This is a genomic window from Nocardioides sp. (genome assembly GCF_035429765.1).
Lineage (GTDB): Bacteria > Actinomycetota > Actinomycetes > Propionibacteriales > Nocardioidaceae > Nocardioides.
The window spans coordinates 1-11,659 of sequence record NZ_DAOMFK010000098.1; the positions used below are offsets into that span (position 1 = coordinate 1).

Below are 11,659 nucleotides of genomic sequence, written 5' to 3' on the forward strand. Positions count from 1 at the left end.
GGCCGAGCCCGAGCCGCCCAAGGAGCTCTACGTCGAGATCGCCCGCCGCCCCGGCCTGGGCCGCCGCACGGCGCTGGTGGCCCTGGCGGCCGGCGGCCTGCTGGGCGCCGAGCTCGGCTGGGCCTGGCCCCTGGTCTACCTGCTGCCGCTCGTCCCGCTCCTGGTGGCGCTCTCGGTGATCGACTTGCGCACCCGGCTGCTGCCGACCCGGCTCATCACCCCCTGCTACGCCGTCGCGGTGCTCGGCGTCGGTGTCACCTGGCTGGCGACCCGCGACACCCCGGACCTGATCCGCGCGGGAGCGGGCTGGCTCGTGGCTGGCCTGGTGTTCTTCGTGCTGTGGTTCGCCTACCCCCGCGGGATGGGGTACGGCGACGTCCGACTCTCCGGGGTGCTCGGGCTGGTGCTGGGCAGCCTGGGGTGGGGCCAGCTGTTCGTCGGCCTCTACGCCGGGTTCCTCCTCTTCGGGCTGCCCGGGCTGCTGCTCGCGGTGCTGCGCCGGGACCGTGCGCTGCTCCGCAGCGCCTACCCGTTCGGGCCGTTCATGATCCTCGGCGCCCTGCTCGGGGTGCTGTGGGGCCAGCCGCTCTGGGCCGGTCTCGCCGGCGGGTGACCGGCCAGGGGCCCGGATCCCACGTGACAGACTGCAGCCATGCTGCGTTGGCTGACCGCCGGTGAGTCCCACGGCCCTGCGCTGGTGGCGATCCTCGAGGGGCTGCCCGCGCACGTGCGGGTGACCTCCGCCGACCTCGCCGAGGCCCTGGCGCGGCGCCGGCTGGGCTACGGGCGGGGCGCCCGGATGAAGTTCGAGGCCGACGAGGTCCGCATCCTCGGCGGGGTCCGCCACGGCGAGACGCTCGGCGGCCCGGTCGCCGTCGAGGTCGGCAACACCGAGTGGCCGAAGTGGGAGAAGGTGATGGCGGCCGACCCTGTCGACCCCGTCGAGCTGGAGGCGCTGGCCAGGAACGCCGCGCTCACCCGGCCCCGACCCGGGCACGCCGACCTGGTGGGCATGCAGAAGTACGGCTTCGACGAGGCCCGGCCGATCCTGGAGCGCGCCTCGGCACGCGAGACCGCGGCCCGGGTGGCCCTGGGGCGGGTGGCCGCGAGCTTCCTGGAGCAGTCCGTGGGGGCCCGGGTGGTCTCCCACGTGGTGGAGCTGGGCGGCGTACCCGCGCCGGCCGGGCTGGTGCCCACCCCCGCGGACGCCGCCCGGATCGATGAGGACCCGGTGCGCTGCCTGGACCCGGTGGCGAGCGCGGCGATGGTGGCCGCCATCGACCAGGCGCACAAGGACGGCGACACCCTGGGCGGCGTCGTGGAGGTCGTGGTGTCCGGGCTCCCGCCGGGGCTCGGCTCCCACGTGCACTGGGACCGCCGCCTCGACGCCCGGCTCGCGGGCGCCCTGATGGGCATCCAGGCGATCAAGGGCGTCGAGGTCGGCGACGGGTTCGCGCTGGCCGCCACCCCCGGGTCGCGGGCCCACGACGAGATCGTCGCCGGCGACGGCGGCCTGCGGCGTACCTCCGGCCGCGCGGGGGGTACCGAGGGCGGGATGAGCACGGGGGAGCTCCTCCGGGTGCGGGCCGCGATGAAGCCCATCGCGACCGTGCCCCGCGCCCTGCGCACGGTCGACGTGGCGACCGGCGAGCCGGCCGTGGCCCACCACCAGCGCTCGGACGTGTGCGCGGTGCCCGCAGCGGGGATCGTCGCCGAGGCCATGGTCGCGCTCGTCCTCGCCGACGCGGTCCTGGAGAAGTTCGGTGGCGACTCGGTGGCCGAGACCCGGCGCAACGCCGAGGGGTACCTGGACACACTGAGGTTCCGGTGAGCGCCGTCAGCGCCCACGACCGGTTCGAGCGGCACGGCCCGCGGGTGGTGCTGATCGGCCCCATGGGCGCCGGCAAGACCACCGTGGCGGCGCTGCTGGGGGAGGCGTGGGGGCTGCCCGTGCGGGACACCGACGCCGACGTGGAGGCTGCCGAGGGACGCTCGGTCTCCGACATCTTCGTGGACTCCGGCGAGGCGCACTTCCGGGCGCTGGAGGCGGCGGCCGTGGCCGAGGCCCTGGACACCTGCGAGGGGGTCCTCGCCCTCGGCGGCGGGGCCGTGCTCGACCCGGCCAGCCGCGCGCTGCTGGTGGGACACCCGGTGGTGTTCCTCCGGGTCGGTCTCTCCGACGCGGTGCAGCGGGTCGGGCTGGGCACGTCGCGGCCACTGCTGCTGGGCAACGTGCGGGCTCGGGTCAAGGCGCTGCTCGACGAGCGGACCCCGGTCTACGAGGCGCTCGCCACGCTCGTGGTGGACACCGACGGGCGCACCCCCGAGGACGTGGCGGCCGAGATCCTGGCGGCGCTGGGATGAGCGCTCCGACCGTGCTGCACGTGGGCGGGGCCGCGCCGTACGACGTCGTGGTCGGCGTCGGTCTCGCAGACCGGCTGCCGGAGGTCCTGGGCAGGGACGTGCAGCGCGTCGCGCTGCTCCACCCCGCCGGGCTGGGCGAGCTGGCCGGGCCCGTGCTCGACGTACTGCGGCCGGCGTACGACGTGCTCGCGCTGGGCCTTCCCGAGGGCGAGCAGGCCAAGACCGCCGAGGTGGCCGCCGACTGCTGGGAGGCGCTCGGCGAGGCAGGCTTCACCCGCTCCGACGCGGTGGTCACCCTCGGCGGGGGAGCCACCACCGACCTGGGCGGCTTCGTGGCCGCGACCTGGCTGCGCGGCGTCCGCGTGGTGCACCTGCCGACCACCCTGCTCGGCATGGTCGACGCCGCCGTGGGCGGCAAGACCGGTATCAACACCCGCGCCGGGAAGAACCTGGTGGGCGCCTTCCACGAGCCCGCGGGCGTGCTGTGCGACCTCGGCGTGCTGGCCACGCTCCCGCACGCCGAGCTCGTCGCCGGGCTGGGCGAGGTCGTCAAGTGCGGATTCATCGCCGACCCGGTCATCCTCGACCTGGTGGAGCGGACCGACCCGGCGAGCCTCACCTGGGACTCCCCGGTGCTGCGGGAGCTGGTCGAGCGGGCCATCGCGGTGAAGGTGGCGGTGGTGGTCGCCGACCTGAAGGAGACCGGCGGCGCCGACGGGCACCCGGGCCGCGAGGTGCTCAACTACGGCCACACGCTGGCGCACGCGATCGAGCGGGTCGAGGACTACCGGATCCGCCACGGCGAGGCGGTGGCGATCGGCTGCGTGTACGCCGCCGAGCTGGCCGCCCGGGCCGGGACACTGCCCGGCGACGTGGTCGCCCGGCACCGGTCGGCGTTTTCCCGGGTGGGCCTGCCCACCGGCTACGCGGGTGGCGGGTTCGCCGAGCTGCGGGCCGCGATGAGCGTGGACAAGAAGACCCGCGGCTCCCAGCTGCGGTTCCTGGTGCTCGACGACGTGGCCCGGCCCCGCATCCTCGCCGGACCGAGCGAGGCGGACCTCGCGGCGGCGTACGACGCGGTGGCGGAGGAGACACGATGAACGTCCTGGTGCTCAACGGGCCCAACCTCGGCCGGCTCGGGCGGCGGCAGCCGGAGATCTACGGCACCACCACCCACGCGGAGCTCGCCGAGCGGTGCGTGGCCTGGGGCCGGGCGCTGGGGCTCGAGGTCGAGGTGCGCCAGACCAACCACGAGGGCGAGCTGCTCGACTGGCTCAACGCCGCGGCGGACGACGCGACCCCGGTGGTGCTCAACGCCGCGGCGTGGACCCACTACTCCTGGGCGCTCTACGACGCCTGCGCCCAGCTCACCGCCCCGCTCGTCGAGGTGCACCTCTCCGACCCCACCCAGCGACCGGAGGCGTTCCGGCACACCTCCGTCGTCGAGCCGCACGCCGTCGCCACCATCGCCGGCCGCGGCGTCGAGGGCTACCGGGAGGCGCTGGAGGTCCTCGCCTCGAGGGGGCGCTGACGCGGGAACCGCCGGGCCGCCGGGCACGTCCCACCGACATGACCGAGAAGTCGGACAGGGGACTGCGGGCGCTGCTGGTGGCGGTGGTGGCGCTGCTCGGGGTGGTCGCGCTCGCCGCGGCGTACCTCGTCGGCGCCAGCGGCGAGGACGGCGCCACGACAGCGGGGGAGCCGGCCCGACCGCCGGCCGGGATGCGGATGTCCGGGGTCGGGAAGGTGAGCGCCGTTCCCGACCAGCTGGGCTTCGGCGTCACGGTCACCGCGAAGCGCAGCGACCTGGGCGACGCCCTGGCCGCCTCCAACGCCACCATGAACCGGGTGCTCGCCGCGCTGGACGAGTACGGCGTCCAGAAGGCCGACGTCCAGACGACCGGGCTGTCGATGGAGCCGGAGTACTACTACCCGAGCTCCGGCGCACCGGTGCTGACCGGCTACCGGGTGACCCAGCAGGCCCGGGTGAAGGTCCGCGACCTCACCAAGGGCGGCCGGGCGATCAGCGCTGCCGTGACTGCGGGCGGGAACGACGTCCGTGTGCACTCGATCACCCTCGACGTCGGCGACCCGGACAGGTACCTGGCGCAGGCCCGGGACACCGCCGTCCAGAACGCGACGGCCAAGGCCGAGCAGTACGCCGCGGCGGCCGGCCGCACGCTCGGCGAGGTGCTCACGGTGCGCGAGGTGGCCTCGCCGGCGCCGACCCCGCAGCCGGTCTACGCACGAGACCTCGCCGGGCTGGCCGCCGGCAGCGTGCCGATCCGCGCCGGCCGGAGCGACCTGACCGTGCGGGTGCAGGTGTCCTGGGCCTTCGAGTAGGCCGCCGTCGGCGTGGCGGGCTAGACTCGCCCGGCCGGTGCGCGGCGTACGCCGCCCGCGCCGCTCCCGCACTCGACGACGTTAGGCTGACGCGCGCCCATGGCAACCACCAACGACCTCAAGAACGGCATGGTTCTCAACCTCGACGGCCAGCTCTGGCAGGTCACCTGGTTCCAGCACCACAAGCCCGGCAAGGGCGGCGCGGTGGTGCGCACCAAGCTGAAGAACATCGAGTCCGGCAAGACCGTCGACAAGACCTTCAACGCCGACGTGAAGGTCGAGGTCGCCAACGTCGACAAGCGCACCATGCAGTACCTCTACAACGACGGCACCTCCTACGTGTTCATGGACACCGGCACCTACGAGCAGATCGAGGTGACCCCGGAGATCGTCGGCGAGGCCCGCAACTTCCTGCTGGAGAACCAGGAGGCGATCGTCGCCACCAACGACGGCCGCGTGCTCTACATCGAGCTGCCGGCCTCGGTGGAGCTGGAGATCACCTACACCGAGCCCGGTCTGCAGGGCGACCGGTCCACCGGCGGCACCAAGCCGGCCACGCTGGAGACCGGTCACACGATCCAGGTGCCGCTGTTCATCACGGTGGGGGAGCGGGTCAAGGTGGACACCCGGGACTCCTCCTACCTGGGCCGCGTCAGCGGCTGATGGGGGCTCGATCCAAGGCGCGCAAACGCGCGCTGGACCTGCTCTACGCCAGCGAGCTGCGCGGGGAGGACCCGGTCCGGGCGCTCGATCGCGCGATCGCGGCGGGCGAGGGGCCGACCAACGAGTACACCTCCTTCCTCGTCCGGGGCGTGGCGGAGCACCAGCAGCGGATCGACCAGCTGCTCGCGCAGTACTCCCAGGGCTGGTCCCTGGAGCGGATGCCCGCCGTGGACCGCAACGTGCTGCGGATCGGCATGTTCGAGGTGCTGTACGTCGACGACGTCCCGGGTGCGGTGGCGGTGAGCGAGGCGGTCGCCCTCGTGCGGGAGCTGTCGACCGACGACTCGCCCCAGTTCGTCAACGGCATCCTCGGCAGCATCCTGCGTGACCAGCCGTCTCCCGAGGGCTGACCCGCCCCTTCTGTAGGGTGGGAACTCCCAGCGGCGTCGCCAGTCGACCGGAACGCCACCCGGAGGTCTCGGACATGGAGCAGGAACAGCAGCACGGGCCGGCGGCCGCCGGGCGCGGCTACGCGGCCCGGCACGCCCAGCCGCTCGACCCCCCTCGGTGGGAGGTGGACCCGCTGACGGTCCCGCACCAGCCCATGACCGACGAGGCCGGCTCGCTGATCCCCGGGCTCGGCGAGCACGCCGAGGCGGAGCCGCCGCCCGCGCATCCCGCTCCCCTCCCGCCCCCGGCACCCGCCGTACCGGTGTCCGGGGCGGAGGGGACCGCCGAGCCGGCCCCCGGAGCCGAGCCGGCGCCCGGCTCCGACGACACCGCCGTACGCCGCTACGTCAGCGCGACCGACTTCCTGGAGCGGCGCTCGGCCAGCGCCGACGACGGACCGGCCACCTGGGGCTGGCGCGGCATGGTCACCCGCTGGAGCGGCGGAGTCCTCCACCCGAGGATGGGCGCCGCGGAGCGGGCCCACCTGCAGGCGCGCCAGCTGATCCAGCGCGACTTCGCCGGACCGCGCACCATCGTGTTCATCAACCCCAAGGGCGGGGCGGCGAAGACGACCGGGGTGCTCGCGGCCGGCTACACCTTCGGGACCGTCCGCGGCGGAGGCGTGGTGGCGTGGGACAACAACGAGACCCGCGGCACGCTCGGGATCCGCGGGACGCGGTCGGCCCACCGCAACACCACCCGGGAGCTGCTGGAGGACCTGGAGCGGTTCACCGACGTCTACCAGTCCCGGATCGGCGACCTGGGGGCGTTCGTCCGCTCCCAGGGCGACGCGCACTTCGACGTCCTGGCCTCCGACGAGCGGCCGGACGTGACCGGGATGATCCGGGCCGAGGACTTCACCGCCGTGCACCGGCTCCTGGAGCGGTTCTACCGGGTGATCCTGGTCGACACCGGCAACAACATGCGCGCCGAGAACTGGCTGGCGGCCGCGGAGACCGCGGACCTGCTCGTGGTCACCTCCACCATCCGCGAGGACACCGGCTACAGCGGGCTGTGGATGCTGGACGCCCTCCAGGACGCCGGCTACGAGAACCTCAAGCACAAGACCCTCACCGTGCTCTCCGACCCCTCCCCGGTCGTCGACCATGCTCTCGCCCACGACCTGGAGCACGTCTACTCCCAGCGGACCCGCAGCGTGCACCGGGTGCCCTACGACCCGGTGCTCGTGTCGGGCTCGGTGATCCCCTACGCCCAGCTGTCCACCGAGACCAACCGGGCGTGGCTGCAGGCCTGCGCCGCGATGGCCGCCTGTCTGTGAGGCGCCCGGGTGGGGGCGGGCGCGCGTGCGGCGCCCCCTCAGCAGCCCGGCGCGGGCCCCTGGTAACCTCGGCGCCGATCGACATCCTTTAACGAGCCGTCCCGTGAGGCGGAGAAGGAGGTCAGGCACCTGATGTGTGCTCAGCCTGCGTCACCAGAGGCGTCCTCGGAGGGCCGTGTGGTCCTCGACGCCACCGACATCACCCGGGCGCTGACCCGGATCGCCCACGAGATCCTCGAGCGCAACAAGGGCGCCCGCGACCTCGTCCTGCTGGGCATCCCCAAGCGCGGCGTACCGCTCGCCCGGCGGATCGCCGAGCGGATCTCCGCCGTGGAGGGGTACGCCGTCCCCGTCGGCTCCCTGGACGTCACGATGTACCGCGACGACCTCCGGCTGCGTCCGGCCCGGACCCTGCTGCCCACCGAGATCCCCGGCCACAGCATCGACGGACACACGGTCGTCCTGGTCGACGACGTGCTGTTCTCGGGGCGCACCATCCGAGCCGCGCTGGACGCCCTCAACGACCTGGGCCGCCCGCGTGCGGTCCAGCTCGCGGTGCTGGTGGACCGTGGCCACCGCGAGCTGCCGATCCGTGCCGACTTCGTCGGCAAGAACCTGCCCACCTCGCTGGTGGAGCGGGTCAGCGTGCGCCTGACCGGCGTCGACGACGTCGACGCCGTCACCATCGAGGACGCCCCGGGAGGCACGGCATGAAGCGGCACCTGCTCTCGGCAGCCGACCTGACCCGCGACGAGGCCGAGCTGGTCCTGTCCACGGCGGCCGAGCTGCGCTCGCTGGCCGACCGGCCGATCAAGAAGCTGCCCGCGCTGCGCGGCCGCACGGTGGTGAACCTGTTCTTCGAGGACTCCACGCGCACCCGGATCTCGTTCGAGGCCGCCGCCAAGCGGCTGTCCGCCGACGTCATCAACTTCTCGGCCAAGGGCTCGTCGCTGAGCAAGGGTGAGTCGCTCAAGGACACCGCGCTGACCCTGGAGGCGATGGGCGCCGACGCGGTGGTGGTGCGGCACGGCGCCTCCGGCGCCCCGCACCGGCTGGCCCACTCCGGGTGGGTGCGCTCCACCGTGGTCAACGCCGGTGACGGCACCCACGAGCACCCCACCCAGGCGCTGCTGGACGCGTTCACGATGTGGCGCCACCTCGGCTCGCTGGACGGCCGGCGTGTGGTGATCGTGGGCGACGTCCTGCACTCCCGCGTCGCTCGCTCCAACGCGCTGCTGCTGCACACGCTCGGGGCCGAGGTCACCCTGGTCGGCCCGCCGACGCTGCTGCCGGTCGGGGTCGACAGCTGGCCGGTGGAGACGTCGTACGACCTGGACGCGGTCATCCCCAAGGCCGACGTGGTGATGATGCTCCGCGTGCAGCGCGAGCGGATGAACGCCGCGTTCTTCCCGACCGCCCGGGAGTACTCCCGCCGGTACGGCCTGGACGGCCGCCGGATGGCGACCCTGCAGGACCACACGATCGTGATGCACCCCGGCCCGATGGTCCGCGGCATGGAGATCACCGCCGACGTCGCCGACTCCGACAGGTCGGTGATCGTGGAGCAGGTGACCAACGGGGTGGCGGTCCGGATGGCCGTGCTCTACCTGCTGCTCAGCGGCAGCGACTCGACAACCGGCGAGGAGGCCGACGCGTGACGACGTACCTGATCCAGAACGCCCGGGTCCTGGGCGGCGAGCCCACCGACCTGCTGCTTCGCGACGGCGTGGTCGCGGCGGTCGGCCGGGGGCTGACCGCCGAGGACGCGGAGGTCGTCGACGCCGGAGGGCTGGTCGCCCTGCCCGGGCTGGTCGACCTCCACACCCACCTGCGCGAGCCGGGCCGCGAGGACGCCGAGACCGTCGAGTCCGGCACCCGTGCGGCGGCGCTGGGTGGCTTCACCGCGGTGCACGCGATGGCCAACACCGACCCGGTGGCCGACACCGCCGGGGTGGTGGAGCAGGTGTGGCGGCTGGGCCACGAGGCCGGCCACTGCGACGTGTTCCCCGTGGGTGCGGTGACCGTGGGCCTGGCCGGTCAGCGGCTCGCCGAGCTGGGGGCGATGGCCGACTCCGCGGCCCGCGTGCGGGTCTTCTCCGACGACGGCCACTGCGTGAGCGACCCGCTCCTGATGCGGCGGGCGCTGGAGTACGTCAAGGCCTTCGACGGGGTCATCGCCCAGCACGCCCAGGAGCCACGGCTCACCGAGGGTGCGCAGATGAACGAGAGCGAGCTCTCGGGCAAGCTCGGGCTGGCCGGCTGGCCCGCGGTCGCCGAGGAGGCGGTCATCGCCCGCGACTGCCTGCTCGCCGCCCACGTCGGCTCCCGGCTGCACGTGTGCCACGTCTCCACGGCCGGGTCGGTCGAGATCGTCCGCCAGGCCAAGGAGCAGGGCTGGGCCGTCACCGCCGAGGTGACACCGCACCACCTGCTGCTCACCGACCAGCTCGCGGCGACGTACGACCCGATCTACAAGGTCAACCCGCCGCTGCGGTCGGCCGAGGACACCGCCGCGCTGCGGGCCGGGCTGGCCGAGGGCGTCATCGACGTGGTCGCCACCGACCATGCCCCGCACCCCTTTGAGGACAAGGACTGCGAGTGGGCCGCCGCGGCCTTCGGCATGCTCGGGCTGGAGACGGCGCTGTCGATCGTGCAGGAGACCATGGTCGACACCGGACTGCTGGACTGGGCCGGCGTCGCCGAGCGGATGTCCTTCGCCCCGGCGCGGATCGGCCGGCTCACCGGCCACGGTCGCCCGCTGGACGTCGGCGAGCCGGCCAACCTGGTGCTCTACGACCCGTCGGTCCGACGCGTGGTCGACGCCGCCGAGCTGGCCTCGCTCTCGCGGAACACCCCGTACGCCGGGATGGAGCTCCCCGGACGGGTCGTGGCCACGTTCCTCCGCGGCCGGGCCACGGTGCTCGACGGCAAGGCCTGCTGACCGGCACGAAGCACGCGAGACATGGCACGAGTCGTCGGCCGGGTCCGCCGCCGGTAAACCGGTGGCGGACGGGCCTTCGACCGGCCTAGGCTGGTGCGACCATGTGGATCCCACGCTGACCCGACTCACGTCCGCGGCGCTCGCCCGGTGAGTCCCCGGCTCGCTCCGTGAGGATCCCGCGTGACCGTCCAGACCCCCGACCCGCTCGCTCCGGTTGTCGTCCGCGACCTGTCCGTCGCCTACCCCGACCGCACTGTGCTGGACGCGGTCGACCTGACAGCCCAGCCCGGCCGCCGCATCGGGCTGGTCGGGGAGAACGGCGCCGGCAAGTCGACACTGCTGCGCGCCGTGGCCCGGCGGCTCCCTGCCCCGGCCCGCGTGACCGGGACGGTCCAGGCTCCCGCCGACCTGGTCCTGCTGGACCAGGAGCCGCCGTTCTCCGACTCCTCGACCCTCGAGGAGGTGCTGGGGCACACCCTGGGCCCGCTGCGCAGGGCGGTGGCGGAGGTGGAGCGGCTGGCGACCGGTCTCGACGACCCGGCCGGTGCCGCCGCGTTCGCCCGTGCGCTCGAGTGGGCCCAGTCCCACGACGCGTGGGACGCAGACCGCCGGGCGGCGGAGGCGGCCCAGCGGCTGGGCCTCGGCGACCTGGACCGCGCGCGCCGGATCGGCAGCCTCTCGGGCGGACAGCGCACCCGCCTCGCCCTGGCCGCCGTGATGACCACCCGGCCGACCGCCCTGCTCCTCGACGAGCCGAGCAACCACCTCGACGACGATGCGCTCGAGGTGCTCGCCGACTTCCTCACCCAGCTGCCCGGCGTGGTACTCCTGGCCAGCCACGACCGGGTGCTCCTCGACCAGGTCTGCACGGACCTGGTCGACCTGGACCCGTCCGGGCCCGGCGGTCGCTCGACCCGCCGGTTCCACGGCGGGTGGAGCGCCTACCAGGAGCACCGGGACGCTGCTCGGCGGCGCTGGGAGGAGGAGTACGCCGCCCAGCAGGAGCGGCTCGCCGGGCTGCGCGCCGCCACCAGGAGCGGCACGTCCGCCATCGCCCACGACCGGCAGCCGCGCGACAACGACAAGTTCATCTACTCCTTCAAGGGGGCCGGGGTCGACCGGACCCTCGCCCGCCGCAAGCGCAACGCCCAGGTGAGACTGGCGGTGGAGGAGCGTGACCGGGTCCCGCGACCACCGGCTCCCCTGCGGTTGAGCACTCCGCTCACCGGCGCGCGCCGTACCGGCCGGGTCGTGCAGCTCCGCGACCTGCTCGTCCGGGGCAGGGTGGCGCTGGACCGGCTCGACGTGGAGGCAGGGGAGCGCCTGCTGGTGACCGGTGCCAACGGGTCGGGGAAGTCGACCCTGCTGGGCGTGCTCTCCGGTCGGGTCCGCGCCGACGGCGGCACCGTCCGGGTCGTCGCCGACCGGGTCGTCGAGCTGGAGCAGGACACCCGGTTCCCCGACCCGGGCCGGTCGGCGGAGTCGACGTACCGGCGCGCGGTGGGGGACGCGACCGCGGAGAGCGCGCCGTTGCGGCGGCTCGGTCTGCTCCACCCGCGCGACCTGCGCACGCCGGTGTCGAGGCTCTCGGTGGGCCAGCGGCGCCGGCTGGCGCTGGC

Annotated in this window: 13 protein-coding genes; all 13 read left to right on the forward strand. The window is 74.1% G+C overall.

Features of this window, described 5'->3' with window-relative positions; genetic code table 11:
* Positions 1-613: prepilin peptidase (locus PLP61_RS10295; protein WP_324502621.1), on the forward strand; the 613-nt coding region annotated here is incomplete at its 5' end.
* 39 nt (positions 614-652) lie between these two features.
* A complete protein-coding gene (aroC, locus tag PLP61_RS10300; RefSeq protein WP_324502622.1) occupies positions 653-1,831 on the forward strand; it encodes a chorismate synthase in 1,179 nt (392 codons plus the stop codon).
* The gene (locus PLP61_RS10305) at positions 1,828-2,364 is read left to right on the forward strand and encodes a shikimate kinase (protein ID WP_502889022.1); all 537 of its coding nucleotides are present in this window, start codon (positions 1,828-1,830) and stop codon (positions 2,362-2,364) included. Before aroC ends, PLP61_RS10305 begins: the two co-directional genes overlap by 4 nt.
* Complete coding sequence (aroB, locus tag PLP61_RS10310) at positions 2,361-3,464, forward strand: 3-dehydroquinate synthase (protein ID WP_324502623.1); 1,104 nt, start codon at positions 2,361-2,363, stop codon at positions 3,462-3,464. Before PLP61_RS10305 ends, aroB begins: the two co-directional genes overlap by 4 nt.
* A complete protein-coding gene (locus tag PLP61_RS10315; RefSeq protein ID WP_324502624.1) occupies positions 3,461-3,895 on the forward strand; it encodes a type II 3-dehydroquinate dehydratase in 435 nt (144 codons plus the stop codon). Before aroB ends, PLP61_RS10315 begins: the two co-directional genes overlap by 4 nt.
* A gap of 38 nt (positions 3,896-3,933) precedes the next feature.
* A complete protein-coding gene (locus tag PLP61_RS10320) occupies positions 3,934-4,707 on the forward strand; it encodes an SIMPL domain-containing protein (RefSeq protein ID WP_324502625.1) in 774 nt (257 codons plus the stop codon).
* Positions 4,708-4,806: 99 nt separating this feature from the next.
* The gene (gene efp, locus PLP61_RS10325; RefSeq protein WP_324502626.1) at positions 4,807-5,370 is read left to right on the forward strand and encodes an elongation factor P; all 564 of its coding nucleotides are present in this window, start codon (positions 4,807-4,809) and stop codon (positions 5,368-5,370) included.
* Positions 5,370-5,780 (forward strand): transcription antitermination factor NusB, encoded by a 411-nt coding sequence (nusB, locus tag PLP61_RS10330; RefSeq protein ID WP_324502627.1) that lies wholly within the window; start codon positions 5,370-5,372, stop codon positions 5,778-5,780. The genes efp and nusB overlap by 1 nt, the downstream gene beginning before the upstream one ends.
* Positions 5,781-5,854: 74 nt before the next feature.
* Positions 5,855-7,099, forward strand: a complete 1,245-nt coding sequence (locus PLP61_RS10335) for a MinD/ParA family ATP-binding protein (protein ID WP_324502628.1) — start codon at positions 5,855-5,857, stop codon at positions 7,097-7,099.
* Positions 7,100-7,231: 132 nt separating this feature from the next.
* Positions 7,232-7,813 carry a bifunctional pyr operon transcriptional regulator/uracil phosphoribosyltransferase PyrR gene (gene pyrR, locus PLP61_RS10340; RefSeq protein ID WP_324502629.1) on the forward strand — a complete coding sequence of 194 codons (582 nt, stop codon included), beginning with the start codon at positions 7,232-7,234 and terminating at the stop codon, positions 7,811-7,813.
* The gene (locus PLP61_RS10345) at positions 7,810-8,757 is read left to right on the forward strand and encodes an aspartate carbamoyltransferase catalytic subunit (protein ID WP_324502630.1); all 948 of its coding nucleotides are present in this window, start codon (positions 7,810-7,812) and stop codon (positions 8,755-8,757) included. The genes pyrR and PLP61_RS10345 overlap by 4 nt, the downstream gene beginning before the upstream one ends.
* Positions 8,754-10,040 carry a dihydroorotase gene (locus PLP61_RS10350; RefSeq protein WP_324502631.1) on the forward strand — a complete coding sequence of 429 codons (1,287 nt, stop codon included), beginning with the start codon at positions 8,754-8,756 and terminating at the stop codon, positions 10,038-10,040. Before PLP61_RS10345 ends, PLP61_RS10350 begins: the two co-directional genes overlap by 4 nt.
* A 180-nt stretch (positions 10,041-10,220) precedes the next feature.
* Positions 10,221-11,659, forward strand: a 1,439-nt coding sequence (locus tag PLP61_RS10355; protein ID WP_324502632.1) for an ATP-binding cassette domain-containing protein, incomplete at its 3' end; no start/stop codon positions are given.

Excerpts from the sequence above, each read along its gene's own strand:
- PLP61_RS10335 (WP_324502628.1), top strand. The coding sequence starts at position 5,855 with ATGGAGCAGGAACAGCAGCACGGGCCGGCGGCCGCCGGGCGCGGCTAC.
- aroC (WP_324502622.1), top strand. The coding sequence starts at position 653 with ATGCTGCGTTGGCTGACCGCCGGTGAGTCCCACGGCCCTGCGCTGGTG.
- aroB (WP_324502623.1), top strand. The coding sequence starts at position 2,361 with ATGAGCGCTCCGACCGTGCTGCACGTGGGCGGGGCCGCGCCGTACGAC.
- efp (WP_324502626.1), top strand. The coding sequence starts at position 4,807 with ATGGCAACCACCAACGACCTCAAGAACGGCATGGTTCTCAACCTCGAC.
- pyrR (WP_324502629.1), top strand. The coding sequence starts at position 7,232 with ATGTGTGCTCAGCCTGCGTCACCAGAGGCGTCCTCGGAGGGCCGTGTG.
- PLP61_RS10345 (WP_324502630.1), top strand. The coding sequence starts at position 7,810 with ATGAAGCGGCACCTGCTCTCGGCAGCCGACCTGACCCGCGACGAGGCC.
- PLP61_RS10320 (WP_324502625.1), top strand. The coding sequence starts at position 3,934 with ATGACCGAGAAGTCGGACAGGGGACTGCGGGCGCTGCTGGTGGCGGTG.
- nusB (WP_324502627.1), top strand. The coding sequence starts at position 5,370 with ATGGGGGCTCGATCCAAGGCGCGCAAACGCGCGCTGGACCTGCTCTAC.
- PLP61_RS10315 (WP_324502624.1), top strand. The coding sequence starts at position 3,461 with ATGAACGTCCTGGTGCTCAACGGGCCCAACCTCGGCCGGCTCGGGCGG.